This is a genomic window from Vibrio sp. Vb1337, from assembly GCF_033338715.1.
GTDB lineage: Bacteria > Pseudomonadota > Gammaproteobacteria > Enterobacterales > Vibrionaceae > Vibrio > Vibrio alginolyticus.
Genome location: NZ_JAWOTD010000004.1, coordinates 120,898 through 145,746, shown reverse-complemented (window position 1 = coordinate 145,746; position 24,849 = coordinate 120,898). Strand labels below are relative to the sequence as shown.

Here is a 24,849-nt window from a genome sequence, read left to right as displayed (position 1 = left end):
TGATGGTTGAGATTGAGGGCGTGTTGGCTACTTCTTAACAAAACGCTACACGATAGGGGCGGGAGGATGATATGTCGAAAGTTACATTGAAAGGCTTTATTTTAGTTCCGGAAAAGGATCTAGAATTAGTAAAACATGAGTTAATAATTCACAAAAGGCTCACGTTAGAAGAGCCGGGCTGCCTTACTTTTCTTGTGACTCAAAGCTCGACTAATCCTTTTCGTTTTGATGTCTATGAGGAGTTCGTCGACAAAGCCTCTTTTAAGCAACATCAGGAAAGAGTTCAAGCCTCACATTGGGGAAAAGTAACAGCCAATGTTAAACGTCAATACGAAATCTTTGAATGTGTGCATGACTAATCGAATCGGAGTGATTTAGAGCGTTTACGCTTTGTTTTTTAGGTTGCTCACGCTCTGCTATGTTGCTTTATTCATCTATTAACCTGGCTTAGTGTTCTTGATACTTTGCCGTATTAAATCTAGAAATTTTAATGGAAGTGTTATGTTTAGAGTTGTGTATGAATGGCGTGTGCCAAGTGAAAAAATGGATGAGTTTCAAAATATATGGCGTTCGACGACAGATTCAATTCATCAGTCAGTAGATGGGGCGCTTGGTAGTTTTATGCTTCGTTCTTACGATGTACCGGAAAAGGTTTTAACTATTGCCAAGTGGCGAACACGTGAAGACTGGGAGCGGTTTTGGGGAACTAGTAACCCAGAAAAAATGAAGAAGATGAGTGAAATTGCAGAGCGTATTTCAGTTGAACCATTCGATGAAATTGAAGATAGAACTAAGTAGGGCAATAGAAACGTTAAAGTGATGCCTAATGAACAGTTTGACGGACAATATGAAAGACAACCTTAATCAAGGAATAGGGTTATGCAGATTTTAATTGTTGGAGGTAGTAAGGGGCTAGGAAGGTTCTTGGCTACGAACTTACAGGGTACAGAAATTTATGCGGTTTCTAGATCAAAGCTAGTTGAGGAGGGAGTCGCTTCTGTTTGTATTGACGTTGATCCCGGTAAAAAGCCAGATTATACGTGCTTCAAAGGTGTAGAGTTTGACATCATAGTTTATTTGGCGTCGATGTGGGGAGAGTCTTCAGAATTGACAACAAGCGAACTGATTGAGTTTATGAATGTTGGTCCGATTGGGTATCTTAATTTAGTCAATGAGCTTAACGCTTTAGGTTCACTTAACGATAAATGCAATATTGTATCTATTGGCTCTACAGCAGAGCTTTCAGAAAGTAGTGAATACCCTGCATTCGCCCTCAGTAAAAGATTACTCAAAGATATTTCTAGCCAGCTGCAAAACGTTTATCGTGATTACCGCTTTACTCACTTTACAATAGGTGGGATCGGGCATGCTGAAGAGGAACGTATTGAGTATTCGAGTGTTTTGGAGATTATAAATATGCTAACCAAGCTTGATCCAAACACATACCTTTCAAATATGCATATAAAGTCCAAGCTAGGAATGTAGCTCTCAAGCTGTATTACGTACCTGCTTCTATGGTTTGGCATCATGTGCATTCTTTTTATTGAGCTATGGTTATAACTCCAATGAAAGGAGTTTACTTATGTCATACATTGATGGGTTTGTCGCTGCAGTGCCGACAGCGAATAAAGAAAAGTATATCGCACACGCAAAAATAGCAGCAGAAATGTTCAGGGAGTTTGGGGCCTTAAAGGTTGTTGAGACGTGGGGGAGTGAAGTACCAGATGGTGAGATCACATCATTTCCCATGGCAGTTAACGCTGAAAGCAACGAAACCGTTGTGTTTTCGTGGGTAGTCTGGCCTTCAAAAGAAGTTCGAGACTCAGGGTGGCTGCGGATCATGGGTGATCCTCGAATGAGTCCAGACAATAACCCAATGCCCTTTGATGGAAAGCGTCTCATTTATGGCGGATTTGATGTTATTTTGGAGCAGTAAAATACCAAATAATCTCAACTCGATTCGTGACACTTGGTGTTTTAATCAGTATTACGCTTCTGATGTACGTTCAATAGAGTATTCCGCGATAAGTGTTGATAAAACTCCATTTTGAGGCTTAGAGTAAAAATGGAAGAGATAAATTATTCACTGATTGTCGTATCAGCTATCGCTGCCATCGCTAGCCCTGGACCTGCAACTCTTGCGATAGCAGGCACGTCAATGAACCACGGTCGACGCTTTGGTGGGTATTTGGCTGCAGGTGTTTTAACGGGGTCTTTATTTTGGTCAACCTCAGCCGCTTTTGGTCTCGCAACCATACTCTATAGCAATGTTTGGCTTTTTGAAATTCTTAGATATTGTGGGGCATTTTATCTTTTATATTTGGCTTTAAAGTCCGTACATTCTGCCTGCAACATCGAGCAGCTAAAGTTACCCAAAACATACGTAACGACAAAGAAGGGTAACTACTTAACCGGAGTGTTAATTCACTTAACTAACCCAAAGGCTATTCTGTTTTTCGGTGCGCTTTATTCGATAGGGGTTCCTCCTAAGGCCAGTCCGTTGGAATTGTTGTCGGTCATTTTTGTTGTGGGGCTGGTTCGTGCTTTGGTTTTCTTTGGCTATGCTTTTCTTTTCGCGTATAAAAAGGTCAGGCAAACCTATCTCAGATCCAAAGCAGTTTTTGAAGGCGTGTTCGCGTTATTTTTTGGTGTGGCAAGTATTAAGTTGCTGCTTAGTGAGGCAGGAAAATGAAGCAAAAAAGGCTTGAAGAAATAAGAATAGATAATCTATCTGATTTGACGGTCTATTAAGTATACTAAGTAGCCGATTTGTTAACTTCCATAAGAGCTGCTGGCTAGAAAAAGCTTACAACCAAACGATGCTAAATATTATCATTCAAAGGGCTAACAAAGGCCCATAATTTAATTCGTATCACTGTTCATGATTGTGCTCTTCGCGCAGTGCTGTAGTATTAGTAACGTGTTGTTAATACTAAATATAACCAATTGAAACCTGGACGTTGCATTACTTGTAGTTCGATGAAATGTTATCCCGCAAGACGTTAATTTGGAGAAAAGAATGGATTCAAACTCACTATTATTATTTGTTGTCGCTTGTCTCGCTATCAACATGATTCCTGGACCTGATGTAATTTATATTGTTTCCAATACAATGAAAGGTAAATTATCTGCTGGGCTGAAAGCGGCTCTGGGGCTTGGTGTAGGTTACTTTTTTCATACACTAGCGGCATGTTTAGGTTTGTCAGCAATAATTCTGAGTTCATCTTTGGCTTTTAGCGTTGTTAAATGGTTAGGGGCCGCTTACCTAGTTTATTTAGGTGTTCAGTCTTTACTGTCCATGTGGCGTGGAGAAAGTAAAATCGTTGAAAACAAAAATGTTGATAATAATAAAAATGTGTTTGTTCAGGGAGTTATCGTCAGCGTCTTGAATCCAAAAGTAGCGCTATTCTTTCTCTCGTTTCTGCCTCAATTTATTGATACGTCTGCAAGCTCAACATCAATGCAATTATTAGTACTTGGCTTGCTGTTCAGCGTACTTGCGACGACATGTAACGTTTTGTACGCCTCTGTGGGTAATTGGGTATTTAGTCGTCCACACTCTCAGCGTTATTCAAGAACTCTTGAAGGTGTTTCAGGTATTCTACTTATCAGTCTAGCGAGTAAAGTGGCATTTAGTGATCGTTAGATACAGGGCATTTTATTCTCGTGATTATTATATGGCTAATGTTTGCTCAATCTATACGCTAAATGAGTGCTATTGCATAGGTTGAATCACAAATTTCAAAAATACCAATAAGTGAACGTATTTATTTATAGTATGGTTGGCGCGATTTTATCGTAGCTAGGTTAATAACATGAAAAATAAAGTAATTCTGTGTTCCGCATTCCTTTTGGGTTTGTCAGGTTGTGCTTCTGTTCCTACTGTTGATTCGACAGTATCAAATCAAATGAAATCATTTGAAGCACCTCAAAAGGGGAACGCAGGGATTTACATTTACCGAGAAGATGCTTTTGTCGGAGCAGCGCTTAAAAAGTATGTTTACGTCGATGGGGAATGTATTGGTGAAACCGCTCCTGGTGTATTCTTCTACCATGAGGTCGAAGGCAATAAAGAACATCAAGTAAGTACAGAGTCTGAGTTTTCTGAAAATCACTTAACTATCTTAACGGAAGAGGGCCGTAATTATTTCGTTAATCAATACATTAAAATGGGTGTATTTGTTGGTGGTGCGGGCGTAGAACTCGTAGACGAAAGCAAAGGTAAAGCCGAAGTACTAAAAGTCGACATGGCAGAAAAAGGAAACTGTTCTTCGATCTAGTTTTACAAACAGACCGCTTTTTAGATTAAAAAACACATTATCAATGTAACCCAACGCTTGATGAGATCCATTCAGCGTTGGGTTTTGTATTTTTGGCAAACAGTATACCTATTTCAGACCGCATGATTTGCCACCTCCTAGCTTGAGCCCACTTATTGTTCAAAGAATCTACTTGTGAAACGTGAATTTTCGAGAGGATTTCGTAGGGAGCAATCCTACAAACGCGATTAACAGATATGCCATTCCATCATTAACCTTGTCGAGTGTATTGCTAAACTAGGTAGCGGTGTGTCTCCTCTCATTAAACAAATAATAGGTATATCAGTTTTAGCTTCTATGCCTTTACATCATGCACTCGGAGCGCAATTTAAAATCAAAGGGCTAACACCAATATTAGAGAAAAATCTTGAAAGTCACCTTACACCACTAACGAAACTCTCTGTTTCAAACATTACCTCAAATCGACTAACGCAGATGGTTAATAATGCGTTAAACCCTTATGGCTACTATCATTCCGAGCTCAATGTTCGGAGATCAGAGAATGATCTCATCACGCTTGAGGTTGACGCGGGGGAGGTTATGTTGGTCAAAAAATCTAATATTGCTGTGTCGGGAGAGGCCAGTAACGATCAAGATTTCATCGAACTAATTAATCAAGCTCAACTTAAACAAGGGCAGCCGTTGCTTCATTCTGAGTACGACACGCTAAAACGAAACTTGATTTCATTGGCTCAGCAAAAAGGTTACTTAGATGGACGTTTTATCGAATCGTCTTTGGAAGTCATTCCAAGTTTGAATCAAGCTCATGTGAATCTGCATTTCTCTAGTGGTTCTCGTTACCAATTTGGAGAGCTCTCTGTCCTTACGTCGGGTATCGAAACGGCTCGAATAGAAGCGATGAGAACATTTGAGTGGGGCGACGATTTTGACACTTTGAAATTGAGTCAATATCAGGCCGATCTCTCCAGTACTGATTGGTTTCGCAGTGTGATTGTGAAAGCGGATTTCGAGGAGGTATCCGATGGTCATAAGGTGCCGATAGAAGTGCTAGCAGAGCCGAATTCACGCAATATTGTGCAAGTCGGCGGTGGGTATTCGACAGACTTGGGGTTACGCGCTTCGCTGAATTGGAGCAAGCCTTGGTATAACGCACGTGGACACAGTTTTGAGGCACAAGCGTACGCTTCCAAACCGGAACAATCGCTATTACTTGGTTACAAAATTCCCACACAAAATGTTCTAACGGATTACTACGGGATTCAGTTTGAATCTAAGCATGTCGACTATCGAGACACATCGAGTTTTTCTAATGATTTATCGTTTGAAAAACACTGGCAGTTAGACAGTGATTGGCAAAGCACCATGCACGTTCGTTATTTGCAAGAGAGTTATCGACAAGCGTCGGAGAATAACGAATCACAGTTGTTATTACCGGGGGTGACATTTTCACTGCTTGATCGTAAGAACGATCAATTAGAAGTAAAGCACCGTCACGTCTACTCATTGGAATACTCAGACCCCAATTTTTTCTCGGATTCTCGTTTGCTGCGCATTGAAGGCAACAGTGTGCTGTCGTGGGATATTAGTGAAAAACACAAGTTTCACTTTCGTTCCAATGTCGGTATTAATGTCGCTGACACTTTGAGCGATATCCCATCATCATTACGTTTCTTTGCGGGAGGTGACGGCAATCTTCGGGGTTATGGTTATGAATCCATCTCTCCGAGAGACGAAAATGGCGATTTAACCGGTGCTCGTTACATGTTTACTGCTGGGCTGGAATATCAATATCAGGTCTACCGCCAATTGTGGCTTGGGGCATTTTATGATGTTGGTGATGCCTTCAACGATAGGGTGGATTGGAAAAGCGGTACAGGGTTGAGTTTGATATGGAATTCAAAATACGTGCCTGTCAAAGTGGACTTTGCTTATGGTTTAGATGCCCCACAAGGAGACCAATTCCGCGTTCACTTTTCGCTAGGCACGCAGTTTTAGCGGGCATTAAAAAGGCTCTCATCCTTGCAGATAGAGAGCCTTTTAAGTCTTGATTGTTTAGAGTTCGAACTCACCATTCAGTTTCTTGAATATCCAGTTAGGCGCCTTATGCCATCCACCATAGTTTGGATTCTTAGTATGGGTTTCATTCATTGATTGCCACTGAGTTTGGCCTTGTCCATCTCGAGATACTCGCCAAAACAGTTCATCTTGTTGTCGAGTTAAGTAGTGCATGACATGTTCTGCAAAGGCTTCGCTTTGGACCAACACACCAAATTCCACATTGAGGAAATCCGATCTTGGGTCGAAGTTTGATGAGCCGATATAAGTCAGCCGATCATCGAGTATCACCGTCTTGTTGTGATAATAAGTATCCGCATGGAAGTAATGGTCATCATTTTTCGCTTGGTTTTTGTACTCAAGTATATGAACGCCCTTATCCAACAGGGTTTGGCGATGGTTCTCGTAATAAGCCGGAATAAAGCCAGAATCATTAGAAGCAGACGAGTTCGTCATTAACGTGATGTCCGCTTTTTGCTCCATCAAGGTATCAATAAAGGCAAATTCACCATCACTCGGTACCACGTAAGGCGTTGATATCACTGCTTTGGATACAGTGGTTGTTTGTTGCCAAACTTGGTGTTCTGCACGTCTTCTAAAGTAGGGTTTGTTGTTTTCTAACTTGTTTAATGAGTCGAAAACGGGGGTGACTTGCGCAGCGATGAAGTCGGGACTGGTCAGGTGTTTAACCTGCTTTTCAACTTCAGCCAGAATGATGCTTTTGTCTTTCTCACCTTTATTAAGCGCTTTAGTAAACGCGGAATAGTTTGGGGTAACGTTAACGATGTTTTCTATTGGCGTGACATGCTCGCTGTCCCAAAGTTGTTGGTAGTTCTGGTCGAACGCTCGAATAATGCTGCCTTTGAACAAGACATCCATATCAAAGAAGTTGGCTTTGCGGCTGTAACCAAAATAGTCGTCGCCAATGTTGCGTCCACCTAGAATCATCCATTGATGGTCGACGTTGAAGTACTTCTCGTGCAGACGATTATCCAAACGTTGTTGGTGAGTAGAGAAGTTGACGGCGCGACCAATCCAACCTGACTTACGTGAATCAAACGGATTGAATAAACGGATTTGAATGTTGTCGTGAGCGCTGAGATCAGCAAGCCATTTCTCGTTAAACACTAATAAGTCATCGAGAGTGAGTCGAACTTGCACACCTCGATCTGCTGCTTGCTTGAGTTCATAGAGTAGCATCAAACCAAGCGTGTCACTTTCCCAAGAAAAATAAGTCATATCGATGCTTTGCTGAGCGTTTCTTACCAGTTCAACGCGACGAGCAAAGGCTTCTGGAGCGGTAGGAATTAAGTAAACTTCGGCTTGATGCTGAGTAGTTTGCCAATTGGCTTCAAAATCCGGTTCAACTTGCGGGTAGGGCTGAGCACAGCCAACCAACAGCGCGCCGAAGATAAAGAGTAGCAGAGCACGGAGGGCGTTAGGAAACATGAGTAAACCTTCCTAATTATGTTCAAGGAATAAGGATGAAAAAAGCCAGCGAACTGGCTTTTAGGTATTCGGTAACGAGTTTTGAGTGGCTGAGGATGAAGTTACATGTGGCTAAGAATCAGCCCAAGTTCCTCGAGACCGTTGAGGCGACCTTGGCGCAGTTTTGGATCGATGCCTGAGTGATGAGCATTGTCCCAGTCTTGTGTGGATTGAATACCGTCATCATTATCGATCAGCAAAACTCGATCAGTCGCACTGTTGTATTGGAAGTCTTCAAATAAACGTTCGCTAAACCACATACGAGAGAGCTTGTTCATCATTGCTTTGTCTTTGCTACCTGGACGAACACTTGAACCATCAAGCTTTAATGCCTTGTTAAACACAAATGGTAATTCCGATGCATTACAAGCGCCCACAATACAACTGATGCTTTTGAGTAAATCACCAACGTCGAGATCGCCATTTTCACCTTTGGTATTGTAAGTCCATACGTTGAATCCAGGTGTGTAGTCAAAGTAGTAGAAGCTTGGCGTTGCTCCTGTTGTTTCTTCAGTTGAAACCTTATGACGGTTTGGACCCGTGAAGAGCAAGTCATGTAACGCGGTTTTGAATTGCTGCATGTTTTTGGACGCGCCATTCAGTTCGCTTTCATCGTTAGGGAAGAAGTCAGCCAGAGCAAGTAACTCCGTGGTTGAATCGGAGTTCCCCAAACCGAAGAACAACTTAGTCATCGCCTCATAAGCGGTGCTAGGCAGCAGTTCCAATAAGTCAGAAAGATCGAGTTCAATTGAAGCTGAATCGCTGAGCAATGAACGATATTCGGTGCGTAAACGGTTTAAGTTCGTTTCCGATTCTAGCCACTCCACCATGTATTCGACGATTAAGTTTTCGTCACCACTTTCAATGATTTCTGGCGCTCCTTGGCTCAAGATTTCAATAATAGTTGGGATCAAAAATGTCAGGCTCGGCAGCATGCCCAGAGTATTGATTTCTGCGCTGTTAGAGCCAATTACCGTTGGTACGATCCATTCACTCTCAATGGCTTGCTCAGTAAAGTGATAGCCTGGTACTTCTTTCACTAGAAACGCTGGTGGGCGATGCTCGATGTAAGGCGCAAATGGCATCAATGTAGCTAATGGGCTGTTGTCGCGTGTTGGGCTTATAACCGGAATATTCACGGCGGTCAGTACCCAGTTCTTAAGACGTTGAATAGGATCAAGCATCTCGCTTTGTACCTTCATGATCTCTTCAAGTGGTAGTAACGCAAGATCTTCAACGCTTTGCTCTGGTCTTTGGCTCTTGGCAACATCGTAACTTTTATATTCAAAGCCGTAAGGGTTGCTTTGCATGATGGCACGTTGAAAGTGCTCACCTGCGATTGCAGCATCGCCTTTTGATTGCTGTAAAATTCCCACCGACATGGCACCCGCACCTTGACCCATGAGTGTCACGTTTTGCGGATTGCCGCCGAATGCCTCTATGTTTTGTTGAACCCATTCAAGCGCGTGTTTTTGATCGCCTAGACCAAAGTTACCGCCCTCAGGGTTGTCCAAACCATCGATCCAAACACTGCCTAGCAAGCCCAAACGATAGTTAAAAGTAACTGCAATAAACGGGTTACCATCGTCAGCACCTTGTGCAACCACCATATCACCATGAATCAGCGGTTCTGAGCCCGCGCCGTATTCAAAGTCTCCACCGTGAATAAAGACATAAACTGGCAAATCTGCGTACGCTTCTGTCCCGGCAGGTCGCCAAATGTTTAGGTTCAAACAATTTTCTGATTGCGTTTGTGTCGTGGTTTTTAATTGCGGACACGCATCACCGAACTGAGTCGCATCAACATCGCCTTCAAGTGGGACCGCAATGCTGTGCTGAAAGCGGTCTGCTTGCGCAAACTGGATACCTTTGAACGCCTCTACCGCTGCCAGTTTTTCATCCGCATCAAGAGGCGTGATGACAAGGGACTCTTTGGTCGCTTGAATGGTTGCATCGCCAATTTCCAAAGCGATTTGCTCTGGTGGTAAGGGTTGTAGTGGCTTCGGGCCGTTAGGAACGCTAGGTTTACCAGAGTCATCACTGCAAGCTGCTAAGGCAAGAGTGATGGTAATGGCTAAAGTTGAGCGATTGAGTAAAGTCATTGTTATGTCCAAAAGTCATTTGGTGCGTACACCGAAAATGTTAAACGGCATCTAACAAGCGACGTCCTGACGCTTTGGCATTAATCCGTGAATGGTTGGATGGCTTGTTGTATTGATGGCTCAAATGGTAGGACATCGGCGACAGTTTCAGTAATCGCCTTTGTAGGATGCAGTCCTACCATCGTCTAGGGGCGGGCTCTTTATGAGAGCTAGAAACGGTAACCAAGATTTAAGGTTACTGACTCTCGAGTTTCCCCTTTGTTATAGAGAAAGGTCAGGTTGTAGTTTTTGCCGATTTGCTTATTGAAACCAGTCAAAAACGCCCATTGATTAAGATCTACACCAATGTCGTAATCGAATTCGATATCACCACTTTTTACATGCCCGTCCATTCGAGCGTCCAGTCCTTGATATTCTGCTCCGACAAAAAACTGCGTGCGATAATCGACAAGTTGATAACCCAACATCGGCTGTACAGTAACAATACCATCGCCCCAATCATCTAAGCCCTTTAAGCGAGTTTGCGAATAGGTACCAGTGACAGAAGCAAAGAATTCTTTATAGCCAACCGAAAGGGTTGTACCTATACCACGAAGGTCATATTCCAAATGCAGCGGCACGTCTAGGCGTCCGCGACTACAAAGTGCAGATAAACCATCGCAAAACTTATCACCTAATCCTGGCAGTTTATCGTTCAGCTTATCTTTTATGTACTGGCCACCTTCACCCGTGTAGGCGGCATCAACATTGGCATCGACATTAACTTTTCCGATGTAACCAAATACATTCCAAAATGGCAGGATGTTTACATCGCCACGAAGCGTCATGCTCTCAGCACTCACGATGCCGACACTGTCTTCTGGATCAAACAGTTCATTAAGGCCGATGCCTTCAATCGTGAAATCATTAAATGGAATATTCATATCTTGATTTCGATACGCTAGCGACACACCAAACGGCAGAGGCAAATCGATACCTTGACGACGAACCATATCACCCATTAAAGGAAAAACTCGGTCTAGCTTAACACTGGCTTCTTGCATGCGTGGATCAGAGACCTCATTCAAGCGTTTTTCGTCTAGTACTTGCACGCCAAGCTTATCTTCATAAATCGCTACCGGTTTTACGCTGCTCATCATTTCGAGGGGTTTATTTTTCTTTGAACCAACTATCTTGGTGTTTTTACTGGCAATCGCAATTTTGCCTGACGCTAACTTCTGGAAGAGGATCTCTTGATCGTAAGAATCCACTTGGTAGTTGTGATGTGTGAACGGTTTATCGTTGGTAATGACCATACGTTTCGGTTCACCATTAACCAACTCAATATCAACGCTTAAAAAGCGAAAGTAGGCGATATCTTGAGGAAGACCGTATTTTGAGTAATTAAAACTGATGATCACATTACCATTCTGATCCTCTTTGGCTCTTACTGATGACGGATCAAAACTCTCCGCGTAGTTTCGAAGGCGGTATTCTGTTCGTGTGAAAGCTTCGATCTCATCAAGTACTTTTTCATTTTCATCGAGTTGTTCAGGGTTGTACTTGATACGCAGATCAATGTTGCCTTTGTTATCGGTGTTCTTAACCAAGTAGACGGACGAATCGCGAACGCTATCACCGATTTTAACACTTCGGTGGGCATGCTCGACCAAATGCTCGCCTTGAACTAGAGAGCTGATGGCCAGTTTTGGTAAATCATGACTGATACCGTATTTGTCGAACAGCGCTCGGCCTTGCTCGATTACTTCGTTGTAGGTCGTCGTCTCTTCAGCGGCGAAGCCAAAAGTGGGGGTAGTAAGCATTAGTGCGCTCGCGAGCACAGTAAGAGAAGACGTCTTGCCGGCGCGTAATTCAAAAAAACTCATGACAGTTTCCACTCTGAATAGTCTCAAACCTTCGAGACTCAGACAGTTAATGTGTCACTGAACTTCTTGTTCAGTTAGATAGATATGTTTGCTGTGATTGACGTTGTGAATGCATGGTTTTCGATTGCATTTCGTAAATCAATGAGAGGATTTTATGGTGGGTAGAGAAATCCCGTTAATCGCTTTTGATGGATACTATCCTCGCTTTATGGGTTACGAAGGAATAATGGCTAGCTCACAAACAAACAGCCCCGCATAGCAGAAGCAATGCAGGGCTTTAGTTTCAAGAACGGAGGTGACGCTTAGACCGTAACGCGAACACGAAACAGATCAGTAAACAACTTGGCAATCATCAAAATGATCATAATGTTTACCAGCATCAGCAAGGGCGTTTCAATTCGATAAGCTGGGGTTAAATTGAGCGCTCCTGATGTCAAGACAACCAATAAGTTAATACCTAGAATTCTATGTACCATCAGTTTTGGTGTGGAAAAGACTTTCCAAATTACGATGATGTTGATGAAGTAGAATAGCCCAAGCTGCCAAAGCTCGGTCATCATTGGCATTATGAAAATGTATTGCAATAGAATCACCGTGCCAGTACCTATCACCCCAAAAAATGCATCTTTAATAATGCTTGGTGGCATAGTAGGAACGATTGAAGAGAACACGCCTGCTAGCATCGGAAAAATGAAACCTCCGGGTACGGGCAGATAAATCCAGATCAACAAAGAAGTGATGAACATGGAGACACCTTGCAGTACCTTTCTGCCGTCTTCATTCAAATGCTGGATAAACGTTCGATGCTCGTGATGCCAAACTGTGTTTTTCTCTCTTTGCATGACACAAGCAACGTGACCGATGAGAGACGTACTTGGATTTTTAATATCAAAGCTTTGAAGTTGCTGCGTTAGCGTTGGCCAATCGATCTCACGACTTTGCGATTTATCTGCTTGTTCTAGCAATCGGTCTTGGATTTGTGCCATCTCATTTAAACGCGCACGCCATAGCTGACGATGTTCTTTCAAGTGGTAGCTGCCAGTAAGTGGTAAGCCGACCAGTTGGAACAACTTTTCTATGTTGGCGCTGTTGGTCTCAAGAGCTTCAATATCTATATCATTGGGCGATTTCATAGCGTTAAGCATCGCCTCTCTGCTGGCCTCAAAACGTTGAATGAAGTTTTGTTCTGTACTGACTGGCCAAACTAATCGGTACACAACAGAAAACGTGATCACACCAAGAATCGTCTCTTGCATGCGAAGAACAGCGAAGTGGAACGTTGCTTGACTATCAAATCCTCCCATACATGCGATGATGGAGCACACAGCAAAGCCGATAGAGAACACATAACCATACTTTTCGTCGCTCGACATAAAAATGCACGCACCTAAAAACAAGGTGAAGAAGGTGAGAAACAAAAAGCGATCTTGAGAAAATGTCGTGATGAGGAAAAAGGCATAACCGATGCCAAGGAGGGTTCCTAATAAGCGATTATGACCTTTGTTTATTGAGTGAGCGAAGCTTTCATTTAATGCCATTACCGCGACTGCGATCGCTGCCCAATACGGTTTCTCCCATTGAAACCATAAGGCAAGGCAGATCGCGATAACGATAGACAGCGCAGCTTTGATTGCTTCTTTGGTTGAGGCATTAAACATACATTCCACCGCATTATTGTTTGATGATTTTGATAGAGGCCGTCATACCAACACGTAGTTGAAAATCTTTCGGTAAGTGATCTAATTTAACTTTAATTGGAATGCGTTGAGCTAAGCGTATCCACTGAAAGTTAGGGTTCACATTGGGCAAAAGATCGTTACCAGTACTACCATCTTGTTTCGCAATGCCGTAGCCAATGCTTTTGATTTTTCCTTCCAACACAGCTTCATTGTGCATCATTAAGGTCACGTAGGCTTTATCTTGTGGATCAACGCCAACTAAATCCGTTTCTTTGAAATATCCTTCGATCCAAAAGCTGTCTTCATCAATCAAAGCCACGACTGGGGAGTTAGCGACGACTTGAGAGCCGACACGTAAGTTCAAATTAGTGATATAACCATTCGTTGGCGCATAAACTTTTGTGTAATCAAGGTTTAGCTTGGCTTCTTCAACATTGGCTTTCGCGAGTTCTACGTTGGCAACGGCTGTCTCCACCGCATTGTCTAGGTTATTCAATGTCAGTACAGGTACAGCGCCAGGTGTGCGCTTTTCTAACTTAAGTGCTCGCTGCTCTTCATTTTTGGCCTTTGCTAGTAATGCAATGGCTTGCTTTTGAGCTGCTAGCGCTTTGTGGTACGCCGCTTTATAGATGCTTGGGTCAATCTCAAACAGCAAATCGCCTTGTTTCACTTGCGAATTGTCTTCGACGTAGACTTGGATGATTTGTCCTGTTACGCGGGGGGTTATAGAAACGATGTGCGCGCTAACTTGGCCATCTCTAGTCCAAGGGGTGTCAGAGTATGATTGGTAGTAGCTGAAAATCACGGTGCCAGCTGAACACAGTAGTAGCAGTGTGATGAGATAACGTTTTATCACGGAATTTGCCTCAAAATATGGTAATGAATCGACCAATAACGCCAGTAAAAATCACAATTAGGCTTAGCTCAGCGAGCGCGGGAAATGCAACGTATTTGTGGAGTCCCAGTTTTGTTGCAACGGTTCCAACCAAAATGGTGAGCATGTAAGCCAATGCAATAACCAGCAACAAGGGAGGGAAGTAAACTTCGCCCCACACAAGTTCATGTGGCATTGAGTTCATGGTGTTTTTCTCTATTAACTTGATGAATGTAAAGATAAGGCAAGTGATGGCATCAGTGATAATCGCTTTTGCAGGATCTAATCCATCAAACGAAAGGTGCTATGCGCTATATAGAGGGAATAGCGCAGCAAAGTAGCTTTTTGGACAGTGAAAATAAAAATAAATTTATTTTCCAATTTATTCTATGTTCATTTCAGACCACTAAGTTGTTAAATTTTCGACAATTATTGTTCAATGTTTGCTTTTGAATATGCGAAGTGATGGTTTCGTCCTTCAAATGGGATTACGAGTTGTGAGGTTTTGTTCCTAATATTCGCTTCGAAGCAAACGAGATGCTTTTTAAATTAAATAATCCAACAAATATGAGTGACAGATTATTCGTTAGATTATTTGAGTTTTATATTTATTAGTAAGAGTAAAATTGTCATGGAAATTATTTCTAATCTTTTTGACATGGCACCATTTGTTGCTCTCTTTATTACGCTCTCTCTCGGTTATATGGTAGGTAAAATTACCATTGGTCGATTTGTTCTTGGCGGTGTTGCCGGAACATTATTAATGGGTGTAATTATTGGGCAATTTGGTGTTCATATTGATCCCGGCGTAAAAAGCATTTTCTTTGCGCTCTTTATTTACGCAGTAGGCTATCAAGGTGGTGCGCAGTTCTTCAAAGCATTGAACTTTAGAACCATCAACATTCTACTTTCTGCCGTGGTTATGACGGTTTCAGGTCTGCTTTGTGTGTTAGCAGCAGCTTGGATGTTTGATCTAGACAGAGGTACGGCCGCAGGTCTTGCAGCTGGTGGTTTGACTCAATCGGCAATCATCGGTACAGCGGGTGATGCGATCGCACGTCTTGGTGGCGTGACGGAAGAAGCCAAGCACCTAATGCAGACCAACGTCGCAGTAGGCTACGCAGTTACGTACATCTTTGGTTCGCTTGGTCCAATTCTGATGGTGACATGGGTATTCCCAACACTGATGAAGTGGGATATCCGAGCAGAAGCGATTGCTCTAGAAGAGAAAAACTCAAACGGTAAGCGCGATCTTGCGCCGGGTGAATTCAACGCAGTAACCGCGCTGGTTACACGAGCATTTAAAGTGAGCAAAGATGGTGGGTTAGCAGGCAAAACCTTAGCTCAGTTAAACCAACACGCTCTAGCTGCTTGTATTGAATTGATTCAACGTGATGGCAAAGTGCTAGAAGTGGACAAATTCACAGCACTGAAAGAAGGGGATGTCATTGTTGTAACAGGTCGTCGTAATGCGGTACATCAGCTGCAAGATGGTTTGGCTGACAACGAGGTTGCACTTCCAGAAGACTATGAAGTTATTGAAGAAAATCGCCAACTGATCGCTGATAACCACATACTGATTGGTAAGTCACTGCAAGAGATCAAAGAGGCTTCGAACCAAGGTTCCATGCGCGGCGTTTATGTGACGGATTACATTCGTGAAGGCAGCTCTATCGAAATGACGCCGGATCTTGTGGTGAAGAAAAACGACGTCATCCAGCTTACAGGTACAGCAAAAGACATCAATCGCGTTGAGAAAAACATTGGTCAACGCATGGGCTCTGCAACCATGACGGATTTCATTGTGCTTGGTATGGGCATGGTGCTTGGTCTATTGATTGGTCTTATCAGCTTTAAGATTGCTGGTATTCCCGTCACCATCGGTTCTGGTGCAGGTTGTTTGATCTCAGGCTTGATTGTGGGTTGGTTACGTAGCCGCAATCCGCACGTTGCTCAGTTTCCTGTGGGTGCTGCGAACTTTATTCGAGATTTCGGTTTGGCAGCATTTGTGGGCATTGTTGGCCTTGAAGCTGGGCCTCAAGCGGTCGACACCATCAAAGAACACGGTATGTCTCTGTTGTTCCTTGGTATGGGTGTAACGATTATCCCTCAGATTATTGCGTTCTTCTTCTCATATTTTGTATTGAAGATTAAGAACCCAGTTGAAGCACTAGGCTGTGTGACAGGTGGACGAAGTGCAAACCCAGCATTTGCGGCGTTAATGGAAAAAACAGGTAATGCAACACCAGTATTCTCATTCACCGTGACTTATGCAGTCGCCAATGTACTGCTTACCCTATGGGGTCCAATTATTGTCGGCATTATTACTTTAAACGCAGGCATGTAATTTAAATAAATTCGAACACTCTTATCGCCTAATTAAATAGGCGGTAGGGGAAGTATTATCCAAATTTTACTAAATAATAGATTCAGGTAAATATTATGACTACGCAAAACACAACAATTGATTTTTCGAAATTTGCAGATTTAAGCCCATTTGAATTAAAAGATAAACTTATTGAAGTGGCACAAACTGTTCCTGACCGCGCTTTATTAGATGCAGGTCGTGGTAACCCTAATTTTCTAGCGACACTACCACGTAAAGCGTTCATTCGTTTGGGTGAATTCGCAATATTGGAAGCCGAGCGCACTTACTCATACCTAGATGGTGGTTTCGGTGGCATTCCAGATGGTGTGGGCATTGTTGAGCGCTTCGATACGTTTGCAAGCAAGAATAAACAAGACCAAGGCGTACAGTTCTTGGAAAAGTCGCTGAGCTACGCAAAAGACCGTTTGGGTCTAGAGAAGCAAGCATTCTTGAATGAACTGGTTAACGCATACCTTGCATGTAACTACCCAGTGCCACCACGCATGTTGACGAACATCGAAACGGTTGTAAAACAGTACATCGCAGAAGAGATGTACGGCCCGATGCCAATGACAACAGACTTCGATCTGTTTGCAACGGAAGGCGGTACAGCGTCTATGACGTACACGTTCCAAACTATGTTCAACAACGGTCTATTGAAGAAAGGTGACAAGGTTGCACTAATAACTCCAATCTTTACGCCTTACCTAGAGATTCCAGAACTGAGTGAATACGAACTAGAAATCGTTGAACTACGTCTGGATGAGACAACATGGCAGCTGCCGATGTCTGAAATCGAAAAGCTTGCAGATACAGAGATCAAACTGCTTTGTGTTGTTAACCCAGCAAACCCAGCGTCTGTGAAGTTCTCGGATGAGACTCTGGATAACCTATCAAACTTCGTGAACAACGAACGTAGCGACCTATTCATTGTGACTGACGATGTATACGGCACTTTTGCGGACGATTTCGTCTCACTGTTTGCAAAACTGCCATACAACACGCTTTGTGTGTACTCGTTCTCTAAGTACTTCGGTGCAACAGGCTGGCGTCTAGGCTCGATTGCAATTCAACACAACAACGTGTTTGACGATGCAATGCGTAGCCTTCCTGAAGCGCGTCAACTTGAGTTGGACGATCGTTACAAAACGCTGACTCCGGAACCTCGTGAGATCAAATTTATTGACCGTATCGTTGCAGATAGCCGCAGCGTAGCACTTAACCACACAGCAGGTTTGTCTCTTCCTCAACAAGTTCAAATGGCGCTGTTCTCATTGAACTGCTTGATGGACTCAGAGAAAAACTACAAAGAAGCATGTAAACGCATCATTCGTGAGCGTTACAAAACTCTGTACAAAAACATGGGTGTAGAAATTGAAGAAAACAAAGATCGTGTGGACTACTACACACTGCTTGAGCTCGACACTCTGGGCGGCAAATTGTACGGACCAGCATTCGTTGAATGGTTCAAAGCGAGCGAGAAGGGCAAAGACTTCCTGTTCCGCCTTGCACATGAAACCGGCGTTATCCTACTTCCGGGCCAAGGCTTCGATGTAGTACACGCATCAGTTCGAGTTTCGCTAGCAAACCTTACTCACCACGAATACGAGCTTATCGGTCGTGCAACACGCAAAGTGTTGGATGAGTACTTTGCTGAATTCAAAGGCTAATGAATCCAGCCTGATTAAGAATAAGCCTCGGCGTTGTCGAGGCTATTCCGACCAAATAAGCACAGTGCGCGATATTGTGTTTATTTAGTCGCCAAGCTAACAAACTTCTCAATTAAGAGTGACTTATGAAAAGCATTATTTCTATTCAATCTCATGTGGTTTATGGCCACGCAGGAAACAGTTCTGCAGTCTTTCCGATGCAGAGAATGGGCCTCGAAGTCTGGCCAATTCACACGGTTCAGTTTTCAAATCACACTCAGTACCAGCAAGGTTGGACTGGACAGAAGTTTGGGGCAGATGAAATTCATTCTCTAATGAGAGGCTTAGATAACATTGAGAAGTTAGGAGAATGTGGCGCGATACTGTCCGGTTATCAAGGCAGCGCAGAGCAATGTCGAGCGGTGGCCGAAGCGGTAAGTTTAGTCAAATCGCGTAACCACAGCGCGCTTTATGTGTGTGACCCAGTTATGGGTGATCCAGACAAAGGTTGCATTGTGGCAGACGGTGTCAAAGAAGCGATAAGCCATAGCTTGTTGCCCATCGCTGATGTGATTGTTCCTAACCAGTTTGAACTGAGCGAGTTAACAGGTGTGAAAATTGACTCTCTTTATGATGCGGTCACTGCATGTAAAAAAGCCCTAGAGCTGGGACCGAAAATGGTATTGGTGAAACACCTGCATGCACTAACAGATGACGCCTTCAGTATGATTTTAGCCACGCCGAAAGCAAGCTATTTGGCCCAACGCCCTAGTGTTGAATTTGCTATGCAGCCAGTCGGTGTCGGTGATTTGATTTCTGCGATTTTTACTTCTTGTTTGGTGAAGAAGATGTCTCCTGTCGCAGCCTTTCGTCATACACATAACGCCGTTTACGGTGTATTGGAGATCACCAAAGGCTATGGCACATGGGAGCTACAGACGATCAATGCCCAATACGAATTTGTCGAACCGACGCATGAGTTCAACGTCGTGAAAATTGCTTAGCGCAGTACCTAATTAACGGAGAAGCGTAAAGTTAGCATATAGAAACTTGGCATAATTGCTTTGATGGATAGCATCCTACAATCGCGATTATGGGGTTTAGCCGTGCCTAGCTATAGTAACTCCACACAACGAAACGGACTTCATTTTGACCCAATTAACTTCAAACTGAGTCTCTGGTCATACGCCAGAGAACATTAAATGAGACTGATTATGAATCGTTTAATTTCCTCTGGTGTGACGGTTGCACTTTCGCTGCTGATAGTAGCTTGTAGTTCACCTCATACGCTGGATGTTCGTGTTTCTCAAAGCAACTATAAAGATGTCGAGATCGCGAGTTCGACACCAAATGAGCCACTTCGAATGTGGGCCAATGAAGCGCCGGATTTTCTCTACTCAGCGCACAATCAAACCACACCGATCAAAGTAGAGGGTGAACAGCTCAATATTTTGGCCTTATCGGGTGGTGGCGTAAACGGCGCATACGGGGCCGGCGTTTTGATGGGGCTACAGGAAAAGGGGGAGCTAAAAGATTATGCCATCATTACTGGAGTCAGTGCTGGTGCCCTAATCGCTCCTTTTGTTTTCATTGGCGGTGATGCGATGCCAAAGATGAAAGAAGTCATGCTCAACATCAATGATAAGAATATTTTGGGTAAGAAGAACTTCTTAAATACCCTGTTTAAGGACGCGTTTACCGATGGTGAGAACCTCTATGATTTCATCGCAGACGCTTACCCTGAGCCCATGATTGAGGCGATGGCGCAGCAACACCGCAATGGTAAACGCCTCTTTATTGGCAGTACCCATTTTGATTCAGGCGAACTGGTGGTTTGGAATATTGGTGCGATTGCGAACAGTGATTTAACGGACAAATCTGAACTGATTTACAAGGTGCTTGCTGCGAGCGCATCGATCCCTGGTGTTTTCCCTCCACAATTTATCGATGTTGAACATGATGGAGAAACACTTGAGGAGTTACACGTAGATGGCGGTCTCGCAGCGCAGGTGTTCTTTAATCCGTCTAACTTCAACTATCAACAAATCTCAGATGCTTTGGGGTTAGAAAAAGCGCCTCAGCTGGATGTGATTCGCAATGGTGCGTTAAAAGCGCCGTATCGTCCACTAAAAGACAAAGGTTTGGACTTGGTATCGAAAAGTGTCTCAAGCCTTACGCTAGCGCAAACTCGTGGTGATCTCTATCGAATGAAATACATCAGTGAAATCAACGATATCGAGATGCAGTTTACCTACATTGATCAAGATTTCAGATACGCCAAAGTAACGAAAGATATGTTCGATCACCGCTACTTGGTGACGATTTACGAATATGGATTCAAAAAAGCCACCCAAGGGCAACTTTGGGTAACTGAACTCCCTTAATACAGGAAAACGATACAATGAAAAAAGCCGTTCTTACACTCATGATGCTTACCGCTTCCGCGACTGCATTCGCCCAAAGTGGTGCCCATCTTGACCAGCAAAAAGTGGATAGTGATATGCAGCAACTGTCTGCAATCAAAGAAGAAGGTGCAGCCTTTATTATGATTGACGAGAACTCGAGTTACGTGGCGGTCGAGTTCGTGGGAAAGTGGGAAGAGATCAACAACTATGTGTCACACAAAGAAGCGAAACAACGTAAATTGGAAAAAGTGAACAAGCAGTTCGTGTACTCTCAGGTCGGTGAAACGTTGGAGTCACTTGAGCAAAAAGTCGTTGACCACATTTACGCTGATCAACCTAAATATTTCAGTGTCGATGTCTACCGCGATTACCATGGTGACTCAGGAGAATTCAACTATTTAGCTCGTGTCGTTGAGTACAACTAAGTTAGAGAAAACCTACTGAAGCTAGTAGGTTTTTTTGTGTCGTCGAGAAGGAATTCAAACGCAGATTGTTTCCGTTACCAAGTAGCAATTCTACGATCTTGTGGTAATTTAATTAGATAACTCTAAAAAGTAAGCACAACCTATGAATTTTAGTTTTGAACAACTTCTCGCGTTCGTAACCGTTTATGAACAGCTTTCGTTTAGTAAGGCGGCGGTCAAACTCAATAAGCACCGAACCACAATAGGGCAGGTGATTACCAATCTTGAAGACCAACTGGCGGTCAACCTGTTTGAGCGAGTGGGGCGCTCGGTAGAACCGACAGAAGATGGTCATCTTCTTTACCACTATGCTAAGCAAACCATCGAACAAGCACGTACTTTCGATAAAGTCGCATTAAGTCTAGCTTACGGTGGGTTAGAGAATGTTAGTATCGCCTATTCAAGCGCTATACCACACCGTTTTCTTGTATTGCTTCGTATTCAATTAGCAGCAGATTTTCCGATGATGCGAGTTAACTTTCTTGTTCGTAATCGCAACGAAATTAAAGAGGGTTTACAGAATGGTGAGTATCAATTCGGTATTGTCAATGTACATGATAGTCGAGCAATACATAGTTTGGATGCGACGTTTTTAGGTCATTTTGAATTTGTTCCTTTCGTCCAGAAAGGTGGTGAACTCGCTTCTGTGGCACCAGATCGAGTATTGACAGCCTTGAGGAATAGTAAACAATTTGTACTGCGGTCTCTTATTGAAGAGGGAATGGGCGAAAAAGTCATCGTAAGTTCGAACCATGAAGAGGTCGACCAATTGGCCCTTGTAGTGAAAATGGTTGAAGCAGGTTTAGGATGGGCGATTCTCCCCAGAACGTTTGCCCATTCGGAGTTTTCTAATAATCATATAGAGCCAGTGGAAGCTTCTGAATTATTGGAAGGTTTTAAGTTTGGTTTTGGCCTATGGTGCCAACCCTCTAAGCAAGTCGGTGATGTAAAAAATTCAATCATGAAGGTCGTTACAGAATACCGAGAGAAAATAATCCGCGATATGACTTAGCGGCGACATGTATCTTGCTCATCCCTATCAACAACAAGACTCAATGTGAGTCTTGTTTTTTTGTGTCTGAAAAACGTTATCTTTCTAGCGAAGACTAATGTCTATTGGAAGGATATGACCCTCTATATGAGAGTATGGAATCCATACTTTTTGGCTTAATCTAATCTCGCTCAATGGGTAAGCCCAGAGCAAAAAGTGTTTTTACCATATGTCCGCTGCAAGGACGCAGATTTTCAGCCGGGTTTAGTTACCCGGCTTTTTTTATAGTAATAGAAAATGTCAGCTGTCACCCCAAGCTCTCTGTTACAACTGGCTTGTTACTTCGCTTAGCAATCCAGTACGCAACGCTACCCCAAAGCACGGTGAGTGCCCAAAGCGCCGTCCAATGTGGAGCGACTTGTTGCCAGGTTGCCCCCATTTGGTTTAGCGCTAAGAAAGCTTTTATCGCCCAAGTGCTTGGGCTTAAATCAGCAATCCATAATAAGGGAGTAGGTATGGCTTCAATCGGCCAAATAAAACCAGCCAAGAAAATGAGCGGCATAGAGCTCACTAGGACGACTAAGGTGACAAGTTCACGCCGAGGTAATAAGTAACCTAGCCAGAAGCCTAGTCCGCAACAACCTAAAAAGAACGGTAACAACATAGCCAGCAATTCGCCCGCGTTGGCGATATGGTTTACGTTTAAGCGTTCGAAGCTAAAACCAAAATAATAGGCGCCGAGTAAATAATAAATTGCCACAAATACTAACGTTCTCACAAGCAGCAGCGATCCCGTTGATACTTGTGACCAATAGCCACGACCATGACGCTGTGTTCCCGTTTGCAATCCAACCGCCATGATCAACGTTTGTTGTAAAATCAGAACAAATACTGCCGGCACTACGTATTCGACGTAACCCATGGTTGGGTTGAACGTCGGTTTCATATTAAGCTTAATAGCAGAGTAATTATGGCTAGCCATACTCATGGGCACACCATCTATCACCATTTTACTGACTTTCACTTGGGCCCCTAATGTGCCTCCCGCTTGGGCCAATCCTTCTACCACGGTTCCGTACACGAGAAAATACGAGGCGTCCGCAGCGTAGGCTAGAGTCGGGCTTTTACCTAGCATTAGGTCTTTGTAAAAGTGTTCCGGTATGACTAAAAAACCGGTGATCTCTCGTTGTAAAAATGCTTGCTTTGCATCGGCAATCGTATGAAGTCGAGTGACTACGTTGACTTGTGGGGTGGCATCAACCATACGTTCCAGCTTTAAACTCGTCTGACTACCATCTAGATTAACAATCGCGATTGGTTGTTCACGAGGCGTTTGTTGTGCATAAGGCAAAGGGTATAAAAACGAGTAAAATACGACACCACCAAACACGGTCAACGTAACGACTGGATTGGTTAGAACGGCCTTAAGTTCCGCTTTAATCAGTTGCCACAATGTCATACCGCCTCCTTCGCTTGGCGTGTTGATGAAGCTGTTCGATGTTTACCCATCAAGGCTGCGGTAATGAGCAGGGGCACAACGTAACCAATCATAGGCCATAGCGAGCTTAAAGATTGTGCGGCCGATGCTCCATAGCTTGCTTGACTCACTTGTACTTCAATGTAATGGGTAATCGGCAATAATGAACGCCATGCATAAGCGAGCGTGTTCATGTCAGAAACTGGGAATGTAATTCCCATGAACGCGAAGCTTGGAGCCGTAAATGCGCCAGCAAAACTCATCGCACGTGCAGGATCCATCGACAAGAAGAAGAACAACGCTCCCATAATGATACAGGCGATAACCGTCGCCAATTGTGCTAATAGCATAACCACAAAACTGCCTTCCATTGGCCAATCAAGCACGGAATAAAACCAGTACAAGAACAACGCACCTTGCGCCATAAAGACCGGAATGTACTGACTTAATAGGGTAGTGAGCCTGGCGTATGGCTTTTCGCCCAAAAATGCAAAGCTATTCTTTCCACCATAAATGCGAAAGTGCGCGGCAAGAATCAAAATAGTGCTTACTACAATACATATTTGCCAAATGGCTGGCACGATAGCCGTTACCAAAAATTGTGCGTAGTTATTGTTACGGTTAAATAATGCGGTTATTTGTGTCGACACGGGTACAGCCTGTCCAGCCGCTGCTAACGTTGTGGTGTTACCCTTAGCCAAGTTGCCCATTACTTCAACCTGAGCGTCGAAATAGCCTTGTGCTTGCGCAATGGCAGAGTTGATCAGTTTCGCTACCAAAATGTACTGACTGTTGTAAAAGACAGAAAGTTGAGGTTGGCGGTGCTGGAGAATATCTTGGTCGAACTTAGATGGGATGACCGCGTAAGCGTAGATATCGCCTTCAATCATCGCATTTTTTGCTTCGCTTGCACTGGCGTAATGATAGTTAACAGCCAGACTCGACGACGCATCCAAAGATTGAATGAGCTTTCGAGAAAGTTGGGAATGTTGTAGATCAACCACACCGATTGGCAGATCCCGGGCAATGCCCGCAGAGAACACTCCCCAAATCATCATCGCGAGCAAAATCGGTATCCAAGTAAGGCACGAAAGCAACCACTTGTCTCGTCGTAAGATATGCCGCTGTGAAATCTTAATCGTCATAGCATTA

The 24,849-nt window shown here is 43.5% G+C and carries 22 protein-coding genes; 14 read left to right on the top strand and 8 right to left on the bottom strand.

The annotated features are described in order from the left end of the window. The first annotated feature begins 71 nt into the window (after positions 1–71). The 8 genes from R7E42_RS06120 (at position 72) to R7E42_RS06085 (ending at position 6,275) form a co-directional block, all read left to right on the top strand. Entirely contained in the window at positions 72–359 is a 288-nt protein-coding gene (locus R7E42_RS06120) for a putative quinol monooxygenase (RefSeq protein WP_042523844.1), read from the top strand. 142 nt (positions 360–501) lie between these two features. Next, entirely contained in the window at positions 502–798 is a 297-nt protein-coding gene (locus tag R7E42_RS06115; protein WP_025768092.1) for an antibiotic biosynthesis monooxygenase family protein, read from the top strand. Positions 799–879: 81 nt separating this feature from the next. Continuing rightward, entirely contained in the window at positions 880–1,485 is a 606-nt protein-coding gene (locus R7E42_RS06110; protein WP_053306983.1) for a hypothetical protein, read from the top strand. A gap of 97 nt (positions 1,486–1,582) precedes the next feature. Next, a complete protein-coding gene (locus R7E42_RS06105; protein WP_005387184.1) occupies positions 1,583–1,936 on the top strand; it encodes a DUF1428 domain-containing protein in 354 nt (117 codons plus the stop codon). 129 nt (positions 1,937–2,065) lie between these two features. Next, positions 2,066–2,692, top strand: a complete 627-nt coding sequence (locus R7E42_RS06100; RefSeq protein WP_318072430.1) for a LysE family translocator — start codon at positions 2,066–2,068, stop codon at positions 2,690–2,692. Positions 2,693–3,019: 327 nt separating this feature from the next. Then, a complete protein-coding gene (locus R7E42_RS06095) occupies positions 3,020–3,646 on the top strand; it encodes a LysE family translocator (RefSeq protein WP_005377098.1) in 627 nt (208 codons plus the stop codon). A 169-nt stretch (positions 3,647–3,815) separates the two neighbouring features. Then, positions 3,816–4,280 carry a DUF2846 domain-containing protein gene (locus tag R7E42_RS06090; protein ID WP_005377099.1) on the top strand — a complete coding sequence of 155 codons (465 nt, stop codon included), beginning with the start codon at positions 3,816–3,818 and terminating at the stop codon, positions 4,278–4,280. A gap of 336 nt (positions 4,281–4,616) precedes the next feature. Beyond that, positions 4,617–6,275: an autotransporter assembly complex protein TamA gene (locus tag R7E42_RS06085; RefSeq protein WP_241670015.1), complete on the top strand. Its 1,659-nt coding sequence runs from the start codon at positions 4,617–4,619 to the stop codon at positions 6,273–6,275. 57 nt (positions 6,276–6,332) lie between these two features. On the opposite strand, the gene R7E42_RS06080 is transcribed toward R7E42_RS06085, so the two are convergent. From R7E42_RS06080 to R7E42_RS06055, 6 genes are all read right to left on the bottom strand, one after another. Beyond that, the gene (locus tag R7E42_RS06080; protein WP_318072429.1) at positions 6,333–7,784 is read right to left on the bottom strand and encodes a phospholipase D family protein; all 1,452 of its coding nucleotides are present in this window, start codon (positions 7,782–7,784) and stop codon (positions 6,333–6,335) included. Positions 7,785–7,885: 101 nt separating this feature from the next. Further along, the gene (locus R7E42_RS06075) at positions 7,886–9,925 is read right to left on the bottom strand and encodes a carboxylesterase family protein (RefSeq protein ID WP_318072428.1); all 2,040 of its coding nucleotides are present in this window, start codon (positions 9,923–9,925) and stop codon (positions 7,886–7,888) included. A gap of 209 nt (positions 9,926–10,134) precedes the next feature. After that, on the bottom strand, positions 10,135–11,790 hold the full coding sequence (locus R7E42_RS06070; RefSeq protein WP_064354002.1) for a hypothetical protein: 1,656 nt from the start codon (positions 11,788–11,790) through the stop codon (positions 10,135–10,137). A gap of 302 nt (positions 11,791–12,092) precedes the next feature. Further along, positions 12,093–13,448, bottom strand: coding sequence for an FUSC family protein (locus tag R7E42_RS06065; protein WP_064354001.1), 1,356 nt, complete (start codon positions 13,446–13,448; stop codon positions 12,093–12,095). 13 nt (positions 13,449–13,461) lie between these two features. Continuing rightward, a complete protein-coding gene (locus R7E42_RS06060) occupies positions 13,462–14,325 on the bottom strand; it encodes an HlyD family secretion protein (RefSeq protein ID WP_222712645.1) in 864 nt (287 codons plus the stop codon). Between the two features lie 10 nt (positions 14,326–14,335). Next, positions 14,336–14,548 carry a DUF1656 domain-containing protein gene (locus R7E42_RS06055; RefSeq protein WP_005377106.1) on the bottom strand — a complete coding sequence of 71 codons (213 nt, stop codon included), beginning with the start codon at positions 14,546–14,548 and terminating at the stop codon, positions 14,336–14,338. 426 nt (positions 14,549–14,974) lie between these two features. Between R7E42_RS06055 and aspT the strand changes: the two genes are divergently transcribed. The 6 genes from aspT (at position 14,975) to R7E42_RS06025 (ending at position 22,241) form a co-directional block, all read left to right on the top strand. After that, positions 14,975–16,690, top strand: coding sequence for an aspartate-alanine antiporter (gene aspT / locus R7E42_RS06050; protein WP_258657470.1), 1,716 nt, complete (start codon positions 14,975–14,977; stop codon positions 16,688–16,690). 95 nt (positions 16,691–16,785) lie between these two features. Further along, positions 16,786–18,381 carry a bifunctional aspartate transaminase/aspartate 4-decarboxylase gene (locus tag R7E42_RS06045; RefSeq protein ID WP_255231854.1) on the top strand — a complete coding sequence of 532 codons (1,596 nt, stop codon included), beginning with the start codon at positions 16,786–16,788 and terminating at the stop codon, positions 18,379–18,381. 125 nt (positions 18,382–18,506) lie between these two features. Continuing rightward, positions 18,507–19,364, top strand: coding sequence for a pyridoxal kinase PdxY (gene pdxY / locus R7E42_RS06040; protein ID WP_005377109.1), 858 nt, complete (start codon positions 18,507–18,509; stop codon positions 19,362–19,364). A 210-nt stretch (positions 19,365–19,574) separates the two neighbouring features. Beyond that, positions 19,575–20,744, top strand: coding sequence for a patatin-like phospholipase family protein (locus R7E42_RS06035; protein WP_318072427.1), 1,170 nt, complete (start codon positions 19,575–19,577; stop codon positions 20,742–20,744). A gap of 17 nt (positions 20,745–20,761) precedes the next feature. Continuing rightward, positions 20,762–21,190 carry a hypothetical protein gene (locus tag R7E42_RS06030; protein WP_047102715.1) on the top strand — a complete coding sequence of 143 codons (429 nt, stop codon included), beginning with the start codon at positions 20,762–20,764 and terminating at the stop codon, positions 21,188–21,190. Positions 21,191–21,332: 142 nt separating this feature from the next. After that, positions 21,333–22,241: a LysR family transcriptional regulator gene (locus tag R7E42_RS06025; RefSeq protein ID WP_017821360.1), complete on the top strand. Its 909-nt coding sequence runs from the start codon at positions 21,333–21,335 to the stop codon at positions 22,239–22,241. A gap of 286 nt (positions 22,242–22,527) precedes the next feature. Here the strand turns inward: R7E42_RS06025 and R7E42_RS06020 are convergent, their stop codons facing one another. Both R7E42_RS06020 and R7E42_RS06015 read right to left on the bottom strand, forming a co-directional pair. Then, positions 22,528–23,679, bottom strand: a complete 1,152-nt coding sequence (locus R7E42_RS06020; RefSeq protein WP_318072426.1) for an ABC transporter permease — start codon at positions 23,677–23,679, stop codon at positions 22,528–22,530. Then, positions 23,676–24,842, bottom strand: coding sequence for an ABC transporter permease (locus R7E42_RS06015; protein WP_047009843.1), 1,167 nt, complete (start codon positions 24,840–24,842; stop codon positions 23,676–23,678). Before R7E42_RS06015 ends, R7E42_RS06020 begins: the two co-directional genes overlap by 4 nt. Between the last annotated feature and the right edge of the window lie 7 nt (positions 24,843–24,849).

What these genes read in the sequence shown, in the direction of transcription:
- R7E42_RS06120 (WP_042523844.1), top strand. Translation starts at nt 72, where the DNA reads ATGTCGAAAGTTACATTGAAAGGCTTTATTTTAGTTCCGGAAAAGGAT.
- R7E42_RS06115 (WP_025768092.1), top strand. Translation starts at nt 502, where the DNA reads ATGTTTAGAGTTGTGTATGAATGGCGTGTGCCAAGTGAAAAAATGGAT.
- R7E42_RS06110 (WP_053306983.1), top strand. Translation starts at nt 880, where the DNA reads ATGCAGATTTTAATTGTTGGAGGTAGTAAGGGGCTAGGAAGGTTCTTG.
- R7E42_RS06105 (WP_005387184.1), top strand. Translation starts at nt 1,583, where the DNA reads ATGTCATACATTGATGGGTTTGTCGCTGCAGTGCCGACAGCGAATAAA.
- R7E42_RS06100 (WP_318072430.1), top strand. Translation starts at nt 2,066, where the DNA reads ATGGAAGAGATAAATTATTCACTGATTGTCGTATCAGCTATCGCTGCC.
- R7E42_RS06095 (WP_005377098.1), top strand. Translation starts at nt 3,020, where the DNA reads ATGGATTCAAACTCACTATTATTATTTGTTGTCGCTTGTCTCGCTATC.
- R7E42_RS06090 (WP_005377099.1), top strand. Translation starts at nt 3,816, where the DNA reads ATGAAAAATAAAGTAATTCTGTGTTCCGCATTCCTTTTGGGTTTGTCA.
- R7E42_RS06085 (WP_241670015.1), top strand. Translation starts at nt 4,617, where the DNA reads ATGCCTTTACATCATGCACTCGGAGCGCAATTTAAAATCAAAGGGCTA.
- R7E42_RS06080 (WP_318072429.1), bottom strand. Translation starts at nt 7,784, where the DNA reads ATGTTTCCTAACGCCCTCCGTGCTCTGCTACTCTTTATCTTCGGCGCG.
- R7E42_RS06075 (WP_318072428.1), bottom strand. Translation starts at nt 9,925, where the DNA reads ATGACTTTACTCAATCGCTCAACTTTAGCCATTACCATCACTCTTGCC.
- R7E42_RS06070 (WP_064354002.1), bottom strand. Translation starts at nt 11,790, where the DNA reads ATGAGTTTTTTTGAATTACGCGCCGGCAAGACGTCTTCTCTTACTGTG.
- R7E42_RS06065 (WP_064354001.1), bottom strand. Translation starts at nt 13,448, where the DNA reads ATGTTTAATGCCTCAACCAAAGAAGCAATCAAAGCTGCGCTGTCTATC.
- R7E42_RS06055 (WP_005377106.1), bottom strand. Translation starts at nt 14,548, where the DNA reads ATGAACTCAATGCCACATGAACTTGTGTGGGGCGAAGTTTACTTCCCT.
- aspT (WP_258657470.1), top strand. Translation starts at nt 14,975, where the DNA reads ATGGAAATTATTTCTAATCTTTTTGACATGGCACCATTTGTTGCTCTC.
- R7E42_RS06045 (WP_255231854.1), top strand. Translation starts at nt 16,786, where the DNA reads ATGACTACGCAAAACACAACAATTGATTTTTCGAAATTTGCAGATTTA.
- pdxY (WP_005377109.1), top strand. Translation starts at nt 18,507, where the DNA reads ATGAAAAGCATTATTTCTATTCAATCTCATGTGGTTTATGGCCACGCA.
- R7E42_RS06035 (WP_318072427.1), top strand. Translation starts at nt 19,575, where the DNA reads ATGAATCGTTTAATTTCCTCTGGTGTGACGGTTGCACTTTCGCTGCTG.
- R7E42_RS06030 (WP_047102715.1), top strand. Translation starts at nt 20,762, where the DNA reads ATGAAAAAAGCCGTTCTTACACTCATGATGCTTACCGCTTCCGCGACT.
- R7E42_RS06025 (WP_017821360.1), top strand. Translation starts at nt 21,333, where the DNA reads ATGAATTTTAGTTTTGAACAACTTCTCGCGTTCGTAACCGTTTATGAA.
- R7E42_RS06020 (WP_318072426.1), bottom strand. Translation starts at nt 23,679, where the DNA reads ATGACATTGTGGCAACTGATTAAAGCGGAACTTAAGGCCGTTCTAACC.
- R7E42_RS06015 (WP_047009843.1), bottom strand. Translation starts at nt 24,842, where the DNA reads ATGACGATTAAGATTTCACAGCGGCATATCTTACGACGAGACAAGTGG.